Source organism: Hydrogenophaga sp. A37 (assembly GCF_002001205.1).
Lineage (GTDB): Bacteria > Pseudomonadota > Gammaproteobacteria > Burkholderiales > Burkholderiaceae_C > Hydrogenophaga.
Window position 1 is genome coordinate 78,657 of record NZ_MUNZ01000188.1, and the last position, 22,479, is coordinate 101,135.

Consider the following 22,479-nt stretch of genomic DNA (forward strand, 5'->3'; position numbering starts at 1 on the left):
TCGAGGAGTACGCGATGAGCCATGACAATGCCTCCCCCGGGGCCCGCCTGCACCGCGAAACGCTGGCGGTGCGCCAGGCTGTCGAGCGCAGCCAGTACGGCGAGAACTCGGAGGCCCTGTACCTGACCACCGGTTTCGTGCAGCCCTCGGCCGAGGCCTCGGCGCGCCGCTTTGCCGGCGACGAGGACGGCTATACCTATGGCCGTTCCGGCAACCCCACGGTCACCAGCTTCGAACAGCGCCTGGCGGCGATGGAAGGCGCTGAGGCCTGCATGGCCACCGCCTCGGGTATGGCGGCCGTGATGCTGATGTGCTTCAGCCTGTTGAAGGCGGGCGACCATGTCGTCATCTCGCAGTCCATGTTCGGATCGACCCTCAAACTGATCGGGTCGGAGTTCGGGCGCTTCGGTGTCGAGACCTCCGTGGTGCCGCAGACCGATCTGGCCGCGTGGCAGGCGGCCATGCGGCCCAGCACCCGGCTGCTGTTTGCCGAAACCCCGACCAACCCGCTGGGTGAGGTGTGCGACATCCGGGCGCTGGCCGAGATCGCGCACAACGCCGGCGCGCTGTTGGCGGTGGACAACTGTTTTGCCACACCCGCGCTGCAGCGCCCCATCGAGCTGGGGGCCGACATCGTCATGCATTCCGGCACCAAGTACCTCGACGGGCAGGGTCGCGTGATGGCCGGTGCCCTGTGTGCGACCGAAGCCATGGTTCGCGAGAAGTTTCTGCCGGTGCAGAAGAACTCGGGCATGGTGCTCTCGCCCTTCAACGCCTGGGTGGTGCTCAAGGGCCTGGAAACGCTGGACCTGCGCATGAAGGCGCAAAGCGCGCAGACACTGAATCTGGCGCAGTGGCTGGAATCGCACCGCGCCGTGGGCCGCGTGTACTACCCCGGGCTGCCCAGCCATCCCCAGCACGAACTGGCCATGCGCCAGATGGGTGGCATCGGTGGAGCGGTGGTGTCCTTCGATGTGCGCGCCGACAACGCGGAACAGGCACGCCAGCGCGCCTTTCATGTGCTTGACCAGCTCCAAGTGCTGTCACTGTGCACGAACCTGGGCGACACCAAGACCCTGTGCACCCATTCGGCGAGCACCTCGCACGGCAAGCTCTCCGAAGCGCAGCGCCAGGCAGCCGGCATCGGCCAGGGCCTGATCCGCGTGGCGGTGGGACTTGAGCACCTGGACGACATCTGCAAGGACCTCGACCGCGGTCTGTCCAGCCTCTGATTTTTCTGAACCATTCCATGACCGTTCGCACTCGCTTCGCTCCCTCGCCCACCGGTTTCATCCACCTGGGCAACATCCGCTCGGCGCTTTACCCTTGGGCGTTCGCCCGCGCCACCGGCGGCACCTTCATCCTGCGCATCGAAGACACCGACCTGGAACGCTCGTCGCAGGCGGCGGTGGACGTGATCATTGAGGGCATGAAGTGGCTCGGCCTGGACCACGACGAGGGCCCCTTTTATCAAATGCAGCGCATGGACCGCTACAAGGCGGTGCTGGCCGACATGGTGACCGACGGACACGTCTATCCCTGCTACATGAGCATGGCCGAACTCGACGCGCTGCGCGAGCGCCAGATGTCCAACAAAGAGAAGCCGCGCTACGACGGCACCTGGCGTCCCGAGCCGGGCAAGGTCTTGCCGCCGGTGCCTGAAGGCGTGAAGCCCGTGCTGCGCTTCAAGAACCCGCAAGGCGGCGTGGTTGCCTGGGACGACAAGGTCAAGGGCTTGATCGAAATTCGCAACGACGAGCTGGATGACCTGGTGATCGCGCGGCCCGACGGCACGCCCACCTACAACTTCTGCGTGGTGGTGGACGACATCGACATGGCCATCACCCATGTGATCCGTGGCGATGACCATGTCAACAACACGCCGCGACAGATCAACATCTTCCGTGCGCTCGGCAAAGAGCCACCGGTCTACGCTCACCTTCCCACCGTGCTCAACGAGCTGGGCGAGAAGATGAGCAAGCGCAACGGCGCGAAGCCCGTGACGCAGTACCGCGACGAAGGCTACCTGCCCGATGCGATGGTGAACTACCTCGCGCGCCTGGGCTGGAGCCATGGCGACGACGAAATCTTCAGCCGCGCGCAGTTCCTCGAATGGTTCAACCTGGACCACCTCGGCCGCAGCGCCGCGCAGTTCGATGAAGCCAAGCTGCGCTGGGTCAATGCCCAGCACATGAAGGCGATGGACGATGTGGCGCTCAGCACCCTGGTGGCCGAGCAGTTGGCAAAACGCGGCATCACCGCCGACGACCGCCTGGCCCGCATCTGCGGTCTGTTCAAGGACCGCTGCGACACCACGGTGGCGTTGGCCGGGTGGGCTGCAGCGTTCTATGGGGATGTGACGCCGAGCGCAGAAGAGCTTGCCCAACACGTCACCGAGCTGATCAAACCCGCGTTGTCGACGCTGGCGCAGAAGCTGGCTGCTGGTGCCTGGGACAAAGCCAGCATCTCGACCGCCATCAAGGAAACCATCACTGCCCATGGCATCAAGATGCCGCAACTGGCCATGCCGGTGCGCGTGCTGGTGATGGGCACGGCCCAGACGCCGTCGCTCGATGCGGTGCTCGAACTGCAAAATCAGCAAACAGTTTTGGCAAGGCTTCAAAACGCCTGAAAAATGTCCTATAATTTGAGGCTTGCTGATTCACACCAAGCGGTGACATGTGAAGCGTGAATCGACACACCCTGTGGGGGTATAGCTCAGCTGGGAGAGCGCTTGCATGGCATGCAAGAGGTCAGCGGTTCGATCCCGCTTACCTCCACCACAGTTTGTGAAGCTTGTATCGGATAAGCGATTGCGCCGCTGATACAATGCGGAGTTCTGGAAGTTCCAAGGTTTTGACCCTATCGTCTAGAGGCCTAGGACATCACCCTTTCACGGTGAGTACCGGGGTTCGAATCCCCGTAGGGTCGCCAAGTTTGTGGCACTTGGCTTGAAGCTGAAAGGCATCAGGCAAAAGCTGCACCACTGCGGAGTGGTAGTTCAGTTGGTTAGAATACCGGCCTGTCACGCCGGGGGTCGCGGGTTCGAGCCCCGTCCACTCCGCCAGTTATAGACAAACCGCCCAGTTGCAAGACTGCGGCGGTTTTTTCTTGTGTGCTTCAGAATGGGTTTGGTCTGGAGTGTGGTTGCTATAAGCAGCGTGCTGCCCTCAAGTTGCTCGGTCCAGCCTGCCCAGACGCACCAGCCCGGTCGAGAGCGCGGTACCACAAATGATGATGACGCCACAGGTCACCATCCAGGGGGTGATGCTTTCGTCTAGAAAAAACACACCGTACACCAGTGCAAACACCGGGACCAGAAACGTGACGGTCAGCGCCTTGGATGGGCCTGCTTTTTCGATGATGCGGAAAAACAGGATGTAGGCGATGGATGTGCAGAACAAGGCCACCGCCGCGAGCGCACCCCAAGCGCCCAGACTCACGGGTGTCTCGGGCCAGAACCAGAACGTGGGCAGCGCCAGGCCGAGCGCAGCGCCGATCTGGCTGCCGGTGGCCGTGGCCAGAGGGTGTGCGCCGGTCAGGTAGCGCTTGGTGTAACTGGCGGCCAGGCCATAACACGTGGTGGCCAGCAGGCAGGCGCCCATGGCCAGCAAGGTCGTGCCGATGGACGCGGCAGCGGTCACGCCGGTGGCGCTGAATCCGGATTTCCCGATCACCAGCAGGGTCACGCCGACAAAGCCGATCAGCAAGCCCAACATGCGGGAGCCGCTGGGTCGGTCCTTGAGCCAGAGCCAGGCCACCACCGCACCGGTCAGGGGAACGGTGGCATTGAGGATGGAGGTCAAGCCGGTGGTGATGTGCAACACGGCGAAAGCAAACAGCGCAAACGGAATGCCCGAGTTCAGCAGGCCAACAAACAAAATGGGTCGGGCGCGCTGCCGGAAGTCGGCCCAGACGCCTTTGATGAGGAATACCGGCAGCAGGAACAGCGCGGCGAGTGCGACCCGCAGACCCGCCGTGGGCAGTGCGCCGAATTCGGCAGCGCCCAGGCGCATGAACAGGAACGATGAGCCCCAGAGGGCGGCGAGCAGGAAAAACTCAAGAAGAAGGGCGGGCGACATGGGGCTCAGTGTGCCGGCAAAGGCTGTGCGGTGGGGTTGCCCGTTGATGTTGTTTGCCCCTGCGATTGATGCGCTTTGTCGATCAATGCGCCTTCGAGCCGCAGCAGGGCCGCTTTGCGGTCAAGCCCGCCTGCATAGCCGGTGAGTGCGCCCTGAGCGCCAACCACCCGGTGGCATGGCACCACGATGCCCAGGGGATTCCGCCCGATGGCCGCGCCCACGGCGCGCACCGCATCGCGCTTGCCGATGGCGCGGGCCAGTTCGCCGTAGCTCCGTGTCTGGCCAAAAGGAATGTCGAGCAGAGCGCGCCAGACCGATGACTGAAACGCGGTGCCTGCGGACAGGTCCAGCGGCAGTTCAAAGCGGTCGAGGCGCTGTTCAAAATAGGCGGTCAACTGGGCGGCCGCCGTGTTCAGGATGGCGTTGTCCTGAACGGGTGTCCAGTCCTGGATCTGCCGTTCTGCAGGCAGGTACCGCTGGTCCATGAACCAGACGCCGCTCAAACCCGAGGGTGTGGCGGCCAGCAGCAAAGGGCCCAGTGGCGAGAGTACAGTGGTTTTCACCCGGTGCGTGGTGGGGGTCATGGTGTTGGCGTTCCAGAAGAAAGGATGGGGTTGGTGGCATGGGTGCCGGCCCAGGCGCGGATCACGGCGTAGCTGCGCCAGGGGCGCCAGGCGGCCGATTGCCGGTCGGCTTCGAGTGTGGCGGTCCGTCCCCGCCCTAGGATGCCGAGGGTCTTGATCAGGGCCACATCACCCACAGGCCAGGCGTCGGGCCAGCGCAGGGCGCGCATGGCGATGTATTGGGCGGTCCAGGGGCCGATGCCGGGAAGGGCTTGCAGTGTTTGCACGGTCTGGTCCATGGGGGCGCGACCATCCAGTTCCAGTGAGCCATCGGCCACCGCGCGGGCCAGCGCCTGCAGGGCGGCCTGGCGCTGGCGCACGATGCCGATCTCGCCCAGACGGGCAGGGTCGGCCGAAGCCAAGGTGTGCGGGCTGGGAAACAGGCGGTTCAGCTCGCTGTTTGGGGTCTCAACAGGCGTGCCGAAGCGGTCCAGCAGGCGGGTGGCCAGGGTGCGTGCGGCGGCAACGGTGATCTGCTGTCCGAGCACGGCGCGCACGGCCAGCTCGAATCCGTCGAAGCACCCCGGGACCCGCAAGCCATCGCCGTCGGGGAAGTCGGCGTGCAGCGTCGCGTTGATGGTCGCGGGATCGGCGTCCAGATCGAACACCTCGCGCACACGCCAGATCACGCTGGGCAACACCGGGAGCAGCCCGTCGCTCACGCGCAGGACGAGCTGGCGGGCGTCGGGCACCAGCCTCACCGACAGCCATCCTGTGTGGGTCCGCTGGGCGACGGTCAATTGCAGGGTTCGCTGGAGGCTGAACGCTTCGGGGTTCACGTGCTCCACCCCTGGCAATTGCCGGATGGCCAGGAAGCTCAACATGGCGCTGGCGTCGAAGGGCGGGCGCCACGAGAGCCGCACCTCGCCGCTGCAGCCAGCGTTGCCACCAGCGGTCTTGGCGGTTTGACCGCGCCGCATCTGCGTGGGGTTGAGGCCGTAGCGCTCCAGGAACGCCGCGTTGAATCGGCGCAGGCTGGCGAATCCGCTGGCCAGGGCGATCTGGGACACCGGCATGGCGGTATCGGCCAGCAGCTGTTTGGCGGCGAGCAGCTTGCGCGTCAGCAGGTATTGCAGCGGCGACACGCCGAGCTGGCTGCCAAAGACCCGGCGCAGGTGGCGGTCGCTCACGCCCAGTCGGGCGGCCAGCAGTCCCATGGCTGCGCCTTCGGTCGCCGGGTCGAGCCAGGAGGGCGGCGCGTCCAGCCAGCGGCTGGCTTGCTGGACCAGGATGACGCTGGCGTCCTCGGTGGACCAATGGCGATCCAGCGGTGCCAACTCCGGCCGGCAGCGCAGACAGGGTCGAAAACCGGCCTGCTCAGCCTGGGTCGCATGCTCAAAAAAACGGCAGTTTTCCCGACGCGGTGTGCGCACCCGACAAATGGGCCGGCAGTAGATGCCGGTCGAGGTGACCGCCGTGAAAAAGCGGCCGTCGAACCGCGCGTCGTGGGCGCACAAGGCTCGGTAGCGGGCTTCGTCGTCCAGGGCCGTGGTGCTGTTCATGGCCGCCATGGTAGGCCCTGGGGTCGTTCCTGGCTGGCCGTTTCCGGACATCTGCCCGACCGGGGTTGTTCGCCTCGCCACCTACAATGCAGGGTTTGCGTCCACCGAGAGCCTCCCATGCAGTTGACCGCGTCCATCTTCAAGGCTTATGACATCCGTGGCATCGTGCCCGGTGCCCTCAACGAGTCCGTCGCGGAAGCGCTGGGACTGGCCTTTGGCACGATGGCTCGGCAGCTTGGCGAAGTGACGGTGGCTGTGGGACGCGATGGGCGCCTGAGCGGGCCCGGCCTCTCGGCGGCACTGATTCGCGGGTTGGTGGCGGCAGGGATCGACGTGATCGACATCGGTCTGGCGACCACGCCCATGCTGTATTTCGCTGCCCACACGCTGTGCAACAGCGGCATCCAGGTCACGGGCAGCCACAACCCCAAGGACTACAACGGGTTCAAGATGGTGCTCGGTGGCCGGGCGATCTATGGCGAGGACATCCAGGCCCTGCGCCGCATGATGGAGGCCGAAAGCCACCAGAAGACGGACGGCGGCCGGGTGCGGCATGTGAACGTGCTGAAACCCTACACCGATCGCATCGTGGGCGATGTGAAGCTGGCGCGGCCGATGAAGATTGTGGTGGACTGCGGCAATGGCGTGGCCGGTGCCTCGGCGCCCGCGCTGTTCCGGGCGCTGGGTTGTGAGGTCATCGAGCTCTTCAGCGAGGTGGATGGCAACTTTCCGAACCACCACCCGGACCCGAGCAAACCGGAAAACCTGCAGGACGTGATCCGCACCTTGAGCGAGACCGACGCCGAGCTGGGTCTGGCCTTCGACGGCGACGGTGACCGCCTGGGCATCGTGACCAAGGATGGCCACAACATCTTCCCTGATCGCCAGATGATCCTGTTCTCGCAAGACGTGTTGTCGCGCGTGCCGGGTGGCAACATCATCTTTGATGTGAAGTGCTCACAGCGCCTGGCACCGGCCATTGAAGCCGCTGGCGGCGTGGCACACATCTACAAGACCGGCCACTCGCTGATCAAGGCCCGCATGAAGGAGCTGGACAGCCCGCTGGGCGGCGAGATGAGCGGCCACATTTTCTTCAAGGAACGCTGGTTCGGTTTCGACGACGGCAGCTACGCCGGCGCCCGTCTGCTGGAGATCCTCAGTCGCAGCCCCGACGCCAACGCCGTGCTCCATGCCTTGCCCACCAGTCACAGCACGCCGGAACTCAACGTCGCCTGCGCCGAGGGTGAACCCCACGCGGTGGTGGACCGCCTGATGGCGCTGGCGCGTTTTGACGCCCCCGCCAAAACCTCGACCATCGACGGTGTGCGGGTGGACTGGCCCGATGGTTTTGGCCTGATCCGTGCATCGAATACCACGCCGGTGCTGGTGCTGCGTTTCGAAGGTCACACGGCCGAAGCACTGCACCGCATCGAAACCGCCATGCTGACCCTGCTGCGACAGGCCAAGCCCGACGCGGTGGTGGGCGCCAGCGCGCACTGATGCCTCTCACTTCGTCCATGAGCGTTCCTGTTTCAGAGGAAGACCAGGGCCTGTGCGAAGGCGCCATGGACACCGTCACGGTGGTGGTGGTCACCCACGAGAGCGCGCACTGTCTGCACGCCCTGGACGCCTTGCTGTCCCGCTGCCCCAACGTGATCATTTCCGACAACGGCAGTGGCGACGGCACGTCGACGATGGCGCGCCAGTTCTGGGCGCACGCGATCGTGCTGGACCACGGTCGCAACCTGGGTTTTGGTGCGGCCAACAACCGGGCTCTGGCGCGCGTGCAGACGCCGTTTGCGTTTCTGCTCAACCCGGACTGCGAGATCAGCGTCGAGGGCTTGCGGAGCCTGCTGCAAGCCGCTGACACTTTCCCCCAGGGGGCCGTGATCGCGCCGCAACTGGTCAGTCCCTCAGGCAAGCCCGAGGTGAACTACCGCTGGCCCCAGAACCTGTGGCCCCCCCGCGGGCCTGCGGCCGAAGGCCCGCTGTGCGTGGGCTTTGTGTGTGGCGCCGCCATGTTGTTTCGCATGGCCTTGTTTCGGGACGTCGGTTTCTTCGACGAACAGTTTTTCCTGTACTACGAGGACGACGACCTGTGCCTGCGGCTTTTCAAGGCCGGTCAGAACATCGTGGTCGTGCCGTCCGTGCTCGCCGTCCACCACTCGCGCGGTTCGGTTCGGGGGGCCAACCCCTGGCGCCACGAGTACGGTCGGGGTTACCACCACGCGCAGTCGAAGCTGCTGTTTGCGAGCAAGTACCGCTCGCGCGACGAAGCGATGCGCCTGCGCCGCTGGCTGGTCCTGACCACCACCCTCGGGCTGCCGTTGCGGGCCATTGTTTTTTCACCCAAGCTGCTGGCCCGGATGTTCGGGCGCTGGCGTGGGCTCATCAACTGGAGGGCGCGTGGCTGAAACCCGAACCCCTTTGCCCACGCTGTGCATCGGCATCCTCACGCTCAACGAGGCGCACCGGATCGCTCAGTGCATCCAGAGCGCGTCGTTTGCCGATCAGGTGTTGGTGATCGACAGCGGCAGCAGCGACCGCACCCGCGAGATAGCGGAAGAGCTGGGCGCGCAGGTGCACGCCTACACGGCCTGGCAAGGTTTTGCCGAGCAACGCAACCGCCTGTTGACCCATGTGCAGACCGACTACGTGTTCTTTCTCGATGCGGACGAGGTCATTCCCGAGGGCCTTCAGAAGGAAATCCGTGCGGCCGTGGACACGGGCGACAACGCGGTCTGGAAGATCTACTGGGATCAGGTGGCTTTTGGAAGGACCCTGCACCTCATGGCCAAGACCGAAGGCGGCGTGTGGCGCCTGTTCCGCTCCGACCAGCTGTTGCGCTACGAAGGGGTCGTGCACGAGCACGCGGTATTGCGCGATCCGCTGACGCCCGTCAAGACCTTCCAGACCCGCCTGCTTCACCATTCACGCGAGACCGTGTACGGCGGCTTGTTGAAGATGGCGCAATACGCCCAGCTGGGTGCCGTGCGGCGAGTGCAGATGGGGCGCCGCGGGGGCGTGTGGCGTGGACTCGCTTCTGCCCTGAGCAACTTTGTGCGCCTGTATGTGTTTCGCAGGGGTTTTCTCTGCGGCGCCGAAGGGTTCCTGTTTTGCCTGCTGGTGGCGATGGAGTGCTTCTTCCGTTACGTGATCATCAAGTACGACCGGCCCGTGCCCGGTCCGACCATGGTGAAGCGGTGAGGCACGACATGGTGATGCAAAGACCGGCCGCCAAGGTCGGCGAAGACAACAAGGCACAGATGAGTTTCAGACTTTTTTCCCGCAGGGCGGCGATCTACAGCCTGGCGCTGGTGTTCGGCGCCTTTCCGGTTTCGGTGGCACTGGCCAACAGCCTGATCCTGGTCAGCGTGGTGTTCTGGCTGTTCAGCCTGGACCGTTTGGACGGACGCGATTTTCTGCAGCGGTCCTGGGCCCATCCGGTGGTGCGGCCTGCGCTGGCACTGGCCTTGCTGGTGGTGCTGGCCTCGTTCTGGTCACCTGCGAGCTGGGACGAGATCATGGGCTACTACAGGAAGTACCTGAAATTCGTGCTGCTGCCGATCTTCATCTACCTGTTGGCGCGGCGGGAAGACCGGGCGCATTGCTGGACCGCTTTCGGGCTGGCGATGCTGTTCACGCTGGCGTCCACCTGGCTGAACGTCTGGTTCCAGCTTCCGTGGTCGCGCACCGTCAACCAGGGCTTCGGCGCCGACCACACGGTGTTCAAGGACCACATCTCCCAGGGCATCATGATGTCGCTGTTCGTGGCCCTCAATGTCCACTGGGCGTACAAGGCTTCGTCGCGGTGGAAGGCGCTGGGGTTCTGGCTGGTGGCGAGCTTGGGGGCGACCAGCGTTCTGGTGCTCACCGAGAGCCGCACGGGGTACATCGGTCTGTTGTTGTCCCTGGTGGTGTTTGCGCTCACGCTGCTGTGGCGACGGCCGCAAAAGCTCTTTGGTGTGGTGCTGGTGGGTGCCCTGGCACTGACCTCCGCCTACCACCTTTCGCCGCACTTCAAGCACCGCACCAACCTGGCGCTTCAGGAAGCACAGAACCACAGCGCCAACACGGTGACCTCGGTGGGCGCGCGCATCGAGGTGTGGCGCTTCATGGCCAAACACACCGACAACGCCAAGCTCATGGGCGCGGGTACCGCTTCGTACCCGGTGATCGCCCGGACCTACTTTCAAGACCCGGCCTTCTGCGCGGCCATCTGCCCCCACCCCCACAACCAGTTCATCCTGTTCTATTTCGAACAAGGGCTGCCGGGCCTGGTGCTGATTCTCTGGTTCATGGCTGCCATCGTGCGCCAATCCCTGCGCTACCAACGAACCCACCGCGCGCTGATGCTGGCCTTTGTGTCGATCATGTTCACGTCCAACATGACGCACAGCTCCTTGTGGCTGTCGACCGAGAGCCAGTTCTTCATCCTCATGACGGCGCTGTTGCTGGCGTCGGCGGGACGGCCAGAACCAGTGGCCGAGATCGTCAACACCGGTGGTGCGCCTGCCAGTCCCGCCTGATACGGCGTTGCCTTCAAACGTATAACTGCGTTGCAACGCCATGCCGTGCTTTCGCACTGTCTGCGGCTTCGCGCCTTGTTCTACGCTTGAATGCAAAGCCGTATGAAAACTCAGTCGCGGGGGGCCGGCGCCGAGCCTGAACCTGAATACGCCAGCAACAAGGCGCCCCAGCCCGATTCGTCCCAGTGGAACGGGTTGCGCCGTTCCTTTTCCTTGCGCAATGAGCGCAAGAGGCGATCCAGGTTCTGGGCCTTCCAGGCCTCGCCTGCGCGCAACGCGCACTTGTCGAAGTCCACGATCCAGGCCTCGCCGGTGGCGTTGATCAGAAGGTTGTGGCAGTTGAGGTCGGCGTGGAAGACCTGCCGGTCGTGCAGGCGGCGGATCGCCGTACCCAGCGCCCGCCAGGCCGCGTCCGGCAGGGGCGCATCGGACAGGCACTGCGCCACGTTGCGGGTCTGCGGAATCATCGCGACCACGATGTCGGCCGTGTAGCCCCAGCCGGCGCGTCGTTGACGCGCCGCCACCGGCGCCGGCACCGGCAGACCCCAGGCGTGCATGCGCCTCAGCAACGTGAATTCGGCCATGGCTCGGCTGTCCCGTGCCTGGCGACCCAGGTAGCGGTCCGGGCTGAGCCGGGCCATCAGGCCACCGCGCCGGTAGTGGCGCAGCACACCTTCACCGAGGTCAAGGCTGATGCGGTGCGCCTGGCCACGACCGCTGCCCGTGGCCAGCGTCGACCCATTGGTCGACGGGGCTTCGAACAGCGCCGCATCGCAAACGGTGATCCGTTGGGGGTCGTGCCACAAAGTCTGAGCGCCCGCTTCCTGCGCCGACACCGGTGACAGCAAGGGGGGATGCATCGGTGCCCAGACCTGGCGCAGCGTCTCCAGGGTGCGCTGGCTGCTGCCTTGCTGGCGCAGCACGAAGTCGCGGGCCTGTTGGCCTTTTCGCTGGAGCAGGGTTTTGTCGCGCATCCACTGTGCTGCGGTGTGCATGAGCAGGCGGGCCGAGTCGATGCGTTCACCCGCGCCGCTGGCTTCCACGTCCTGGTACAGCTCTTGAAAATGGTGGGTGTGGGGCCCGAAGAGCACAGGCTTGGCACAGGTCATTGCTTCGAGCGCGTTGTGTCCGCCGATGGGCACCAGACTGCCGCCGATGAAGCAGACGCTGGCGTGCAGGTACCACAACGTCAACTCCCCCATGGTGTCGGCAAGGAGCACGCTGGTGCTGTCGATCGGTGTCTCTCCACGGCTGCGCCGGACGTAGCTCAGGCCACCTTCTTCCAGCTCTTGTGCGACCGCGTCGAAGCGCTCGGGGTGGCGGGGCACCAGGATCAGCAACGCGCCCGGAATCTGGCGCGCCAGCTCGTGCCATGACGCGATCAGTGCGCTCTCTTCGCCTTCGTGCGTGCTGCCCGCGACCACGACGGCACGGCGCTCGAGCCAGGGCAGGCTGTGGGCATCTTCTTGGGTGTCGCGCTGATCGAACTTCAGGTTGCCTGTGTGCAGCAGGTGTTTCCGTGGCACACCGAGCGTCGCGTAGCGCTCCTCGCTCGGCGCGTCGGCCGCGGCCACCACCGCCAGTTGCGCCCACACCGGCCGCATCAACGCACGCCAGCGCTCGTACGAAGCGGCGGAATCTGCAGACAGACGGGCGTTCACCAGCGCCACGGGAATCAGGCGCTGGCGGCATTGACACAGCCACTCGGGCCAGATTTCGCGCTCGATGAGCACCAGCATCGATGGTTGCAACCGATCCAGAAAACGTCCCGCCGCACCCGGGGTGTCGATGGGGGCATACACATGCTGGATGGCGTCACCCCAGTGCGCGCGCAACGTGCGTGCGCCGTTGGGAGACTGTGTGCTGACGGTGATGGTGTGGTCGGGCCATTCGGTGCGCAGGGCCGCGATCAACGGCCGGGCCGCCTGGACCTCGCCGACGGAGGCGGCGTGGATCCAGAGGCCGCCGGCCGAGGCGGGCGTGGGGTCGATGAAGCCGAGGCGTTCACCCAGGCGCTCGCGGTAGCCCGCGTCCTTGTGCCCGCGCAGCCACAGCCAGCTCAGTACCGGCAACGTCAGGGCACGCATCAGCAGCCGGTAGCTGCGATGCGCCATGCCTGGCCCCTTCAGCGCCAATGGTCGGCGACCCATTGGGTCGGCATGACGCGCCGGTACCACTTGCCACTCACGCCGGCGATCGCGTCGGGTGGGTTGGGCTTGCCGTGGAAGGCGATGATGCGAGCGCCTTCAGGGATCGTGGGTGGCTTCAACCATCCCATGAGTCCGCGCTGAAGGCAGTGGCGCTTGAAACTGCGGCACCACGCGTCGGGCCAGTAGCTGAGCTTGCCCTGGCGCGCGAGGTACAGGGTGATGAACTCCTGCTCATTGCGCACGGTGCTGATCGAAGCGGGGTAGTCGTTTTTCAGGTGGTCCAGCGCGTCGGTGTGGGCACCGATGGTGTAGACATAGCACGAGGTGTTGCCCGTGCCGTCCTTCTTGTCCCACTCCTTGATCACGACGAACTCGCCGGGCTGTTCAAAGAAAGGGTCCAGGCTGTCCACGATCACGATGTCCAGATCGAGAAAGAGCGTGCGGCCCTGCAGGTCGTACAGCGGGTTGGCGAAGCTGGTGAGCTTGAGCCAGCCGTGACCGAAGGTCCAGGGCTTGCGTTGGTCGAACTGATCGAAACCGACCATGGGGATCGGTTTGACTTCGATGGTGGGATCGATGCCGGCGCCGTCATCGGTCAGGCACACGAACCGGAACGGCCGGTGCAGGTGACGGCGGACCATGCTGTGCAGCTTGTTGACGTACTCGGGGCCATATTTCTTGCCCCATTTGATGCACAGCACATTGACCGCTTGCATGAATCACCTTTGTCTGTTGCCCTCTGTGGTCGGACGACATGTCCGCCGCAGTGCACCCGGCAGTTTATCCCAGCACACATCCAGCCCAGCCCGTCCAACCCCTCTCCGGAGCACGTGCCTTTGCCAGCGCACGCCGAAGATCCGGCTTTGCCGGTCCAAGGGCGTGGTCCCCCTGGGGGGAAGCCGCGTAGCGGCGCAGGGGGGAGCTATTTCAACAATGCGTTGACGGGCTGCAGGTCTTCGGCTTTCAGCACGCCACCGGCCTGCTTCAGTCGCAACTGGCCCACCAGCACGTTGTAGCGCGCGACAGCCAGATCGCGCTTGGTCTGGAACAGCTGGCTCTGGGCGTTGAGCACGTCGATGTTGATGCGCACACCGACCTGGTAGCCCAGCTTGTTGGCGTCGAGCGCACTCTGGCTGGAGGCCTCGGCCGCTTCGAGCGCCTTGACCTGGCCCATGCCGGAGAGCACGCCGAAGTAGGCGCTGCGGGTGGCCTGGCTGATGTTGCGCAGCGCGGTCTCTCTGTCGGCGCGCGATTTTTCCACCAAGGCCAGTGCTTCCTTCACCCGGTTCTGGATCGCGCCGCCCGCGTACAGCGGCAGGTTGAACTGCAGGCCCACGCTGGCGGTGTTGCTGCGCACGTTGCCAGCGGTGGGGAAGTTGGAGCTGGGGCCGCGGGCGACCTGGTACTGGCCCACGAGGTCGAGCGTGGGCTTGTGGCCGGCCTGGGCCTTCTGCGCCTCGATCTCGGCGATCTCGAAGGCCTTGTCGGTCTGCCGGACCACGGGGTGCTGGCGCAGGGCGTCTTGCACCCAGGCTTCGGGGTCGGCGGGCAGCAGAGCAGGCAGGCTGACTGGCGCAGCCAGCGCGCGGGGTGTGGCGCCACTGCGGCCCACCAACTGGTCGAGGGCCAGCTTCTTGACCAGCAGGTCGTTGCTGGCGGCAATCTCCTGCGCGAGCACGAGATCAAATCGGGCCTGGGCTTCGCGGGAGTCGGTGATGGTCGAGGTGCCGACCTCAAAATTGCGTTTGGCGGAAGCCAGTTGTTCGGCCACTGCGGTTTTCTGCGCCTGCACGAAGGTCAGCGTGTCCTGGGCCGCCGACACGTCGAAATACGCTTGCGCGGTGCGAACGATCAGGTCCTGTTCGGCGGCATCGAGCTGGGCCTTGGCGATGTCGATCGACAGCTGGCCTTGCTCGTTGTTGAAGCGGTTGACCGGCCGGTACAGGGGCTGGCTCGCCGAGAGGGCGACGTTCTGCGAGTTGCTGGTCTTGCTGGTGTCGGTGACGCTGTTGCTGCTGTTGGCCCAGCTGGCCCCGGCGCCCAGGCCCGCCTGGGGGCGCAGCCCGGCCTTGGCCTGCTCGGCCTTGGCGAGCGCAGCGTCGTGCTGGGCGCGCGCCGATTGCAGCGTGGAGTCGAAGCCCCGCGCCGCTTCGTAGAGATCGACCAGGCTCTGCGCTTGCGCGCTCGCAGCGCCGCCCAGCGCCAGTGCGATGGCCAGCGCCAGGTGGCTGAGCACGGGGTGAGGGAAGGGCAGGGCTGTCATGGTCGTTCCTTGGGACTTCGGAGTGGCGCGGTGGTGGTCAGTACAAGGGCACGCTGGGGTCGCGCTGCTGCGACCAGGCGTTGATGCCACCGTGGATGTTGACGACGGCACTGAAGCCGTTCTGCATCAGGAAATGCGCCACCTGGGCACTGCGTGCGCCGTGGTGGCACAGGCAGGCGATGGGTCGGTCGCGGTCGAGTTCGGGGTATCGCGCGGGCACGCTGCGCATGGGCATGGCCACCAGGTCAAAGCCCACGGCTTGGACCGACGCCGTCTGCATTTCCCAGGGCTCGCGCACGTCCAGCACCACCGGCGTGACACCCGGTGCCAGGGTGCTGGCGTGCTGGATCCATTCGTCGATCTGTGCGGGGTGGATGGATTGCATGGTGGGCTCGCGCGGTGTGAGGCTCAGAACTGAAAGCGCGACGGCTCGGAGAAGTTCCGCAAGCGGGGTGCTACGGTGTCCCAGGGCTGCGTGGTGCTGAAGGCGGCGTCGCCGGTGCGGGTGATGAACGAAGCGCGCATCACCGGCTCATGGCCGACGATGGCGGCGAGGCGTCCGCCGGGGGCCAGCAGGTTCAACAGGGCCGCTGGCACTTCGGCCACGGAGCCCGCGATCAGGATCACGTCCCACGGGCCTTCGAGCGCGCAGGCAGCGAAGCCGTTGGCGGTGGCGTCGGCCACGCGCACCTCGGCGTTGGCGATGCCGGCCTGCTGCAGGTGGGCACGGGCGGTGCGGGCGGTGGCGTCGTCAATCTCCAGCGACACCACGCGCTGCGCCAGGCTGGCCAGCAAGGCCGTGGTGAAGCCGCTGCCGGTGCCGATCTCCAGCACTTTGTCGGTCGGCTTGACGGCCAGGTCCTGCACCAGGCGGGCCTGCACGCGCGGCGCGAGCATCACCTGGTCAGCGCCCAGGCCGAGCGGCAGCTCCATGTCCACATAGGCCAGCGCCTTCTGCGCAACGGGCACAAACTGCTCGCGCTTGACGGTGTCCAGCAAAGCCAGCACGGCTGGGTCCAGCACCTCCCAGGGGCGGACTTGCTGTTCGATCATGTTGAAGCGCGCCTGGTCCAGGCTCATGGGGGTGATAGAGGTCATCTTTGATACTCCGGTGGGTATGTTAGCCGAACTGTGTCCATTTTACCGAGCGGGGGTCTCTGCCCCGCTGACGCCGCGCCCCAACAGGCGCCGTGCCCAGTTCGCGAGGTCGTCCATGTAGCAATAGACCACGGGCACCACCACCAGCGTCAGGATCGACGAGGTGATGACGCCGCCGATCACGGCCTGGCCCATGGGCGCGCGCTGCTCCGAGCCTTCGGTCAGCGCAAAAGCCAGCGGCACCATGCCGAACACCATGGCCAGCGTGGTCATGAGGATGGGGCGCAGCCGCACCCGGGCAGCGAGCAGCAGGGCGTTGTCCCGGTCCAGCGGGGGCTGACCTTCGAAGCCTTCGCGGGCTCGGATGGCGAAGTCCACCAGCAGAATGGCGTTCTTCGTGACCAGGCCCATCAACAGCACCACGCCGATCACCGAGAACATGCTCATGGTCGAGCCGAACATCAGCAGCGCCAGCACCACACCGATCAGCGTGAGCGGCAGCGCGGTCATGAGCGCCAGCGGCTGCAGGAAGCTCTGGAACTGGCTGGCCAGGATCATGTAGATGAAGATGATGGCCAGCGCCAGCGCTGAGACTGCATAGGCAAACGATTCCTGCATGTTCTTGGTCGAACCGCCGAACTCGTAGCGGTAGCCCGGCGGCATGGCAATGGTGTCGAGCACCTGGCGGATCTCGGCCGACACATCGCCCGCCGAACGGCCGAACACGTTGGCGTTGATGGCGACTTCGCGGTTCAGGTTGCGGCGGTTGATCTGGTTCGGGCCGGTCGATTCCAGCACCTGCGCCACCTGGCCCAGCCGCACCACGCGCGCCGTGCCGTCGGCGGCGGTGCCGACCACGAAGGGCAGTTGCTCCAGGTCGCTGGTGCGCGCGCGCTGCTCGGGCGCCAGGCGCACGTTCACGTCGTAGCTCTCGCCGTCGGCCGCGCGCCAGTTGCCCACCGTCTGGCCGGCCACCAGGGTGCGCAGGCTGCCCGCCACCGAGGCCGCGCTCAGGCCCGCGTCCGACGTGATCTCGCGCCGCATGATCACGTCCACCGTCGGCTTGTTGGGTTTGACGCTGGCGTCCAGGTCCACCAGGCCGACGATGGGCCGGATGCGCTCCATCACCGTCGCCGTCAGGCGCTCCAGCTCGGCCAGGTCGTCGCCCTGCAGTGAGAACTCAACCTGCTTGTTGCCGCCCACCGGGTCCAGCAAGCCCGCGTGCGTCACGTTGATGCCCGGCACCGTGCGCAGCCGGTCGCGCAGCTTCGCGGCCATGGTGTCGGCGTTGAGGCTTCGGTCCTGGCGGTCGACCAGGCGCACGTAGACGCTCGCGTACATCGTGCCCTGCGCGTTGCCGGTGTTGATGGTCGAGAGCGTGTACTTCACCTCAGGGAACTCGCGCAGGATCGCCTCGACCTGTTTCGTCTTGGCCTCGGTCGCTTCCAGCGAAGAGCCCACGGGCGTGTGGAACGAGAGCGAGGTTTCCGAGAAGTCGGCCTTGGGCACGAACTCGGTGCCCAGCAGCGGCACCATGAAGACGCTGCCGACGAACACCACCAGCGCCAGCGCCAGTGTGGACAGCTTGTGGGTCAGCGACCAGCGCAGGGCGCCCTGGTAGGTGTCGGTCATGCTGTCCTGCATGCGGTCGAACCAGCCGGTCACGCGGCCAATGGTCTTGTCGTACAGCGTGACGGGCGCGGCGTGTTGGCCGTGTTTTTCGATCTCTGGGTCGTGCCAGATCGAGGACAGCATCGGGTCGAGCGTGAAGCTGACGAACATCGAGATCAGCACCGCCGCCACCATGGTGATACCGAACTCGTGGAAGAACTTGCCGATGATGCCGCCCATGAAGCCGATGGGCAGGAACACCGCCACGATGGACAGCGTGGTTGCCAGCACCGCAAGGCCGATCTCCTGTGTGCCGTCCATCGCAGCGTCGTACGGCTTCTTGCCCATCTGCACATGGCGCACGATGTTCTCGCGCACCACGATGGCATCGTCGATCAGCAGGCCCACCGAGAGCGTGAGCGCCATCAGCGTGATCATGTTGATGGTGAAGCCAAACAGGTTCATGAAGAAGAAGGTGCCGATCACCGAGATCGGCAGCGTCAGGCCGGTGATCACGGTCGAGCGCCACGAGTTCAGGAACAGGAACACGATCAGCACGGTCAGCAGCGCGCCTTCGATCAGCGTGCGGCGCACGTTGTCCACCGACACGCGGATCGGCCGCGAGCCGTCGGCGATGGGCTCCAGCCGCACGCCCGGCGGCAGCTCGGCCTTGAGCGATTCGATGGTCTTCTTCAAGCCGTCGGTCACGGCAATCGTGTTCTCGTCCTGCGCCTTCTGCACCTGCAGCAGCAGCGTGCGCTGACCGTTGTAGAGCGCGAGGCTGGACACCTCCTGCGTGCCGTCGCTCACCCTGGCCACCTGCGAGAGCCGCACCGGGTTGCCGCCACGCCGCGCAACGATGATGTCTTCAAAGTCTTTCGGGTTCTGCAGCCGCGAGAGCACCTGCACCACGCGGTCGCGCTCGGTGGTCTTGAGCGTGCCCACCGGCAGGTCCTGGTTGTCGTTGCGCACCGCCGTGGCGATCTGGTCGGCGGTGACGCCCAGCGCTTCCATGGCCGAGGGATCGAGGTCGATGTTGACCGCGCGGCGCGTGCCACCGACCAGCGTCACCGAGCCCACACCGCGCACGTTTTCCATGCGTTTCTTGAGCGTCTGTTCGGCCCAGGTGGTGAGCTCCACCGCCGACGGCGCTTTGCCGTTCACGGCCTCAGGCAATACCGCAACAGACCAGATCGAGCGCGCCGACGGGTCGAAGCGCAGCACGCGCGGCTCCTTCACGTCCGTGCGAAAGCTCGGACGCAGGATGGCGATCTTCTCGCGCACGTCGTCTGCTGCCTTGCGGCCGTCGATGTGCAACTGGAACTCGATGATGACGACCGACTGGCCTTCATAGCTGCGCGAGGTGAGGGCGTTGACCCCCGCGATGGCGTTGACCGCTTCCTCCACCTTCTTCGTGACTTCGCTCTCCACGATCTCGGGCGATGCGCCGGGGTACTCGGTGGTGACCACCACCACGGGGAAGTCGATGTTGGGGAACTGATCGACCTTGAGGCGCTGGAACGAAAACAGCCCGAGCACCATCAAGGCGAGCATCACCATGGTCGCGAAGACCGGGTTGCGCAGCGAAACCTGGGTGAACCACATGGTGCGGCGCTCAGTGGGTGGCGGTGGTGGTCGGCGCGGCCGTTGCCGCCACCGGGGTCGCAAGCTTGACCTCAGTGCCCTCTCGGATCAGCCCGGCTTGCGCGCGCAGCAGCTGCGTGCCCACCGGCGCCGCCTTCACGCCTTCCACGATCAGCATGGGCTCGCCGTTCAGCGCGCCCTGGCGTTCCAGCGTCACTGGCACATGGGCCACCTTTCCGGCCTGCACGATCTGCAGATAGGGCTGTGGTTTGTCGTTGCGCACGGCCGAGAGCGGCACCGCTGGCGCGTTCAGCCGGCCCGTGACGATCTCGCCCTGGGCGAACAGGCCCTGGCGCATGCCGGCCGCTGCGGGCACGCGCAGGTACACCAGCACGCTGCGGCTGCCCGGCTGCACGCTGGGGTTGATGCGCGCCACCGCCGCGTCCACCGGCGCCGCCAGGCCTTCGACCCGGAGCTGGGCCTTCTGTCCCGCGATCACGCCCACGGCATCGGCCGGGGCCAGCGCGGCCTCCAGCTCGAAGCCGGAGAGGTCCACCACTTCGAGCACGCGCGCGTCCAGCGCCACCCGCTCGCCGTTCTGCACCAGTCGCGCCGACACCTGGCCACTCAGCGGCGAGCGCAGCGTGGTGTCACCCAGCGTCTTGCGCGCAATGTCCAGCGCCGCCACGGCGGCCATGTGGTTGGCTTCGGCCGCGGCCAGGCTGGACGACGAGGTCTCGAGCGCGGTGGCAGAAATGAAGCCCTGCTTCACCAGCGACTGGTTGTTCTCCTGCGTGCGCCGGGCAATGGTCACCTGCGCCTGCGCCGACCGGGCCTGCTGCTCGGCCTGGCGCACCCGCGCCTGCGCCTCGGTGCTGTCGATGCGCGCGACTACTTCGCCCGCCCGCACCGTCTCGCCTTCGCGCTTGCTCAGACCCTGCAGCTCGCCCGCCACCTTGGCCTTGATGGCCGCCGTCTGCAGCGCCTTGAGCGAGCCCGACACCGCCACGGCTTGCGCCATGTCGAGCTGCTGCACCACGGCCACGTCCACCGGCGACAGTGCGTACACCGGCGCCTGCTGCGTCGCCGCGGCCGCCGCTCCGGCCGCATCGTTGCGCGCCTTGCGCTGGTTCAGGGCACGCAGCACGCCCAAGCCGATGGCCACGACGAGCACGCCCAGCAGAAGCCATTTGATCCAGGAGGAGCGGGAAGCATGAGGGCTCATGGTGCTTGCTTTTCAGAAGAGATGGGGTGGATCAACATGCCGCCCAGCAGCAGGCCGACCTGTGTGTCGATGAAGGTGATGGGGTCCAATTGCTGGCTCGGCGGGCAGCACGGCGCCAGGGAGTGCTTCCACATCAGCAGAAAAATCATGGGCGCCAGCAGGCTGTAGACCGCGTATTCGAGGTCCATGCGGCGGAACTCGCCGCGGTCCACGCCGCGTTGCAGCACCCGTTTGAGCAAGTCGTGGGCGGGGCCGATGACTTCCTGCTGGTAGAAGTTGGCGATTTCGGGAAAGGTGCCCGACTCGCTCACCACCAGCTTGGTGATGCCCGAGGCCGCCGTCATGCCGATGCGCTCCCACCACGAATGCATGCAGTAGCGCAGCAACTCGGCGCTGTCGCCCTGGAACTGATCCAGTTCCTGGTTCCATTCCGAGAAGCGCCCGGAGATGGTTTCGCGCACCACCGCCTTGAACAGCTCTTCCTTGCTTGGGAAATAGAGAAACAGCGTGCCTTTGGACACACCCGCGCGAGCGGCCACCTCTTCGACGCGGGTGGCGGCAAAGCCTTTTTCAACGAACAGGGCGAGGGCGGCGTCGAGCAGTTCGCCGGGGCGTGCTTCTTTGCGGCGCTCCCGTTTGCCGGTGGTGGAAGAGGTGTCCATTTTTTAGTGACTGACTGGTCAGTAATGTAACCAGTCGGCGCACGGGCTGTCAACGCGCGGCCGGCACCACGACGCCCTCGCACGCCGCGATGCGCGCGCCTTCGTCGAACACAAACTGCTTGAAGGCCAGGTTGACGCCGCTCAGGCCGGTGTCGCGGCGGTGGATGAAACACCAGTCGATGAACTTCGGCATGTCCACCACGTCGAGCATCGCGATGCGGCCCGCCGCCAGCTCCACCTGGAACACATGCGCCGACAGAAAACTGATGCCCAGGCCACACATCACCGCCTGCTTGATGGTTTCGTTGCCGGCCAGCTCCATGCCCAGCCGCACCTGGATCGACTGGGCCTGCAGCAACTGCTCCAGGAACGAGCGGGTGGACGATCCCTGCTCGCGGAAGATGAAATCTTCGTGCTGCAGCTCGGCCCACGGAATGCCCTTCCTGCCGACGAGCGGGTGGTCGGGCGCCGCCACGATGCAGTGGGGATGACGGGCGAAACTGGAGGCGTCGAGGTCGGCCTCGGACGGTGGGTAGCCGGTGATGGCAATGTCCAACTGGTGTTCGACCAGCATGTCCAGGATCTCCGAGCGCTTGGCCACGGTGAGCTTCAGCCGCACGTCGGGGAAGCGCTGGTGGAAGGCGTGCAGCAGGCGGGGCGCGAAGTAGTGGGCGGGCGAGACCACGCCCAGGTGCAGCAGGCCGCGCGGGCCGCGAGCGCCGTCGCCAACGCCGCCTTCTTCATGGAAGGCCATGGCGTGTTCAGCGTCTTTCACCTGCGCGAGGATGCGCCGCGCGTGCAAGACGAGTTCGCGCCCGGCCTCGCTCAGGCGCCTGCGGTCGCTGGGGTCGAACAGGGCAATGCGCAGCTCTTTTTCCAGTTGGCGCACGAGCATGGACACGGCGGGCTGCGTCATGTCCAGTTGCTCGGCCGCGCGAGAAAAGCCGCCGAGCCGCGCCACGGCCTCAAACACCTTGAGCTGGCGGATGTTCATCGAAGACGTCACGGAAGTTTTCCTATGGGTTACCCGAATGCTGGGGTGCGTTTGGCCGCCCGACGGCCACGGAAATCAGGCAGCGCCGAATTTTATAAGTGGTTTTGATGGGTTGCATAAGTTTTCATAAATTGCTCGTATGGGTGGGCCTGCCTA

The 22,479-nt window shown here is 65.6% G+C and carries 18 protein-coding genes and 3 tRNA genes; 9 read left to right on the top strand and 12 right to left on the bottom strand.

Going from position 1 to position 22,479, the window contains the following annotated elements; genetic code table 11:
- Positions 1–14: 14 nt before the first annotated feature.
- The 5 genes from B0E41_RS25080 to B0E41_RS25100 all read left to right on the top strand — a co-directional run bounded on the left by B0E41_RS25080 (position 15) and on the right by B0E41_RS25100 (position 3,067).
- Positions 15–1,232, top strand: a complete 1,218-nt coding sequence (locus B0E41_RS25080) for an O-succinylhomoserine sulfhydrylase (RefSeq protein WP_077335660.1) — start codon at positions 15–17, stop codon at positions 1,230–1,232.
- A gap of 17 nt (positions 1,233–1,249) precedes the next feature.
- Positions 1,250–2,632, top strand: a complete 1,383-nt coding sequence (gene gltX, locus B0E41_RS25085) for a glutamate--tRNA ligase (protein WP_077335662.1) — start codon at positions 1,250–1,252, stop codon at positions 2,630–2,632.
- 75 nt (positions 2,633–2,707) lie between these two features.
- A tRNA-Ala gene (locus B0E41_RS25090) sits at positions 2,708–2,783 on the top strand.
- Positions 2,784–2,858: 75 nt separating this feature from the next.
- Positions 2,859–2,934, top strand: a tRNA-Glu gene (locus B0E41_RS25095).
- 56 nt (positions 2,935–2,990) lie between these two features.
- Positions 2,991–3,067, top strand: a tRNA-Asp gene (locus B0E41_RS25100).
- A gap of 103 nt (positions 3,068–3,170) precedes the next feature.
- Here B0E41_RS25100 and B0E41_RS25105 read toward each other — a convergent pair.
- From B0E41_RS25105 to B0E41_RS25115, 3 genes are read right to left on the bottom strand one after another with little or no spacing between them, the layout of a single operon-like run.
- The gene (locus B0E41_RS25105; protein ID WP_077335664.1) at positions 3,171–4,082 is read right to left on the bottom strand and encodes a DMT family transporter; all 912 of its coding nucleotides are present in this window, start codon (positions 4,080–4,082) and stop codon (positions 3,171–3,173) included.
- 5 nt (positions 4,083–4,087) lie between these two features.
- Positions 4,088–4,666 carry a methylated-DNA--[protein]-cysteine S-methyltransferase gene (locus B0E41_RS25110; protein WP_077335666.1) on the bottom strand — a complete coding sequence of 193 codons (579 nt, stop codon included), beginning with the start codon at positions 4,664–4,666 and terminating at the stop codon, positions 4,088–4,090.
- A complete protein-coding gene (locus B0E41_RS25115) occupies positions 4,663–6,207 on the bottom strand; it encodes a DNA-3-methyladenine glycosylase 2 family protein (protein WP_253195159.1) in 1,545 nt (514 codons plus the stop codon). Before B0E41_RS25115 ends, B0E41_RS25110 begins: the two co-directional genes overlap by 4 nt.
- A gap of 117 nt (positions 6,208–6,324) precedes the next feature.
- On the opposite strand from B0E41_RS25115, the gene B0E41_RS25120 reads away from it, so the two are divergent.
- The 4 genes from B0E41_RS25120 to B0E41_RS25135 are packed head-to-tail and all read left to right on the top strand — an operon-like array spanning position 6,325 to position 10,736.
- Positions 6,325–7,707, top strand: a complete 1,383-nt coding sequence (locus tag B0E41_RS25120) for a phosphomannomutase/phosphoglucomutase (protein ID WP_077335670.1) — start codon at positions 6,325–6,327, stop codon at positions 7,705–7,707.
- Between the two features lie 17 nt (positions 7,708–7,724).
- On the top strand, positions 7,725–8,621 hold the full coding sequence (locus B0E41_RS25125) for a glycosyltransferase family 2 protein (protein WP_253195161.1): 897 nt from the start codon (positions 7,725–7,727) through the stop codon (positions 8,619–8,621).
- Positions 8,614–9,414: a glycosyltransferase family 2 protein gene (locus tag B0E41_RS25130; RefSeq protein ID WP_077335674.1), complete on the top strand. Its 801-nt coding sequence runs from the start codon at positions 8,614–8,616 to the stop codon at positions 9,412–9,414. Before B0E41_RS25125 ends, B0E41_RS25130 begins: the two co-directional genes overlap by 8 nt.
- Positions 9,415–9,422: 8 nt before the next feature.
- On the top strand, positions 9,423–10,736 hold the full coding sequence (locus B0E41_RS25135; RefSeq protein WP_077335676.1) for an O-antigen ligase family protein: 1,314 nt from the start codon (positions 9,423–9,425) through the stop codon (positions 10,734–10,736).
- Positions 10,737–10,846: 110 nt separating this feature from the next.
- Here B0E41_RS25135 and B0E41_RS25140 read toward each other — a convergent pair whose 3' ends face one another.
- The 9 genes from B0E41_RS25140 to B0E41_RS25180 form a co-directional block, all read right to left on the bottom strand.
- Positions 10,847–12,850 (bottom strand): 3-deoxy-D-manno-octulosonic acid kinase, encoded by a 2,004-nt coding sequence (locus B0E41_RS25140; protein WP_171984874.1) that lies wholly within the window; start codon positions 12,848–12,850, stop codon positions 10,847–10,849.
- An 11-nt stretch (positions 12,851–12,861) separates the two neighbouring features.
- Positions 12,862–13,602, bottom strand: a complete 741-nt coding sequence (locus tag B0E41_RS25145; RefSeq protein WP_077335680.1) for a glycosyltransferase — start codon at positions 13,600–13,602, stop codon at positions 12,862–12,864.
- A 206-nt stretch (positions 13,603–13,808) separates the two neighbouring features.
- Positions 13,809–15,149, bottom strand: coding sequence for a TolC family outer membrane protein (locus tag B0E41_RS25150; protein ID WP_077335681.1), 1,341 nt, complete (start codon positions 15,147–15,149; stop codon positions 13,809–13,811).
- A 37-nt stretch (positions 15,150–15,186) separates the two neighbouring features.
- Complete coding sequence (locus tag B0E41_RS25155; protein ID WP_077335683.1) at positions 15,187–15,534, bottom strand: rhodanese-like domain-containing protein; 348 nt, start codon at positions 15,532–15,534, stop codon at positions 15,187–15,189.
- Between the two features lie 23 nt (positions 15,535–15,557).
- Entirely contained in the window at positions 15,558–16,247 is a 690-nt protein-coding gene (locus tag B0E41_RS25160; RefSeq protein ID WP_253195163.1) for a protein-L-isoaspartate O-methyltransferase, read from the bottom strand.
- A 42-nt stretch (positions 16,248–16,289) separates the two neighbouring features.
- On the bottom strand, positions 16,290–19,463 hold the full coding sequence (locus B0E41_RS25165; protein ID WP_077335687.1) for an efflux RND transporter permease subunit: 3,174 nt from the start codon (positions 19,461–19,463) through the stop codon (positions 16,290–16,292).
- 10 nt (positions 19,464–19,473) lie between these two features.
- Entirely contained in the window at positions 19,474–20,667 is a 1,194-nt protein-coding gene (locus B0E41_RS25170) for an efflux RND transporter periplasmic adaptor subunit (protein ID WP_077335689.1), read from the bottom strand.
- The gene (locus B0E41_RS25175) at positions 20,664–21,329 is read right to left on the bottom strand and encodes a TetR/AcrR family transcriptional regulator (protein ID WP_077335691.1); all 666 of its coding nucleotides are present in this window, start codon (positions 21,327–21,329) and stop codon (positions 20,664–20,666) included. Before B0E41_RS25175 ends, B0E41_RS25170 begins: the two co-directional genes overlap by 4 nt.
- 49 nt (positions 21,330–21,378) lie before the next feature.
- Positions 21,379–22,335, bottom strand: a complete 957-nt coding sequence (locus B0E41_RS25180) for a LysR substrate-binding domain-containing protein (RefSeq protein WP_253195165.1) — start codon at positions 22,333–22,335, stop codon at positions 21,379–21,381.
- Positions 22,336–22,479 lie beyond the last annotated feature (144 nt).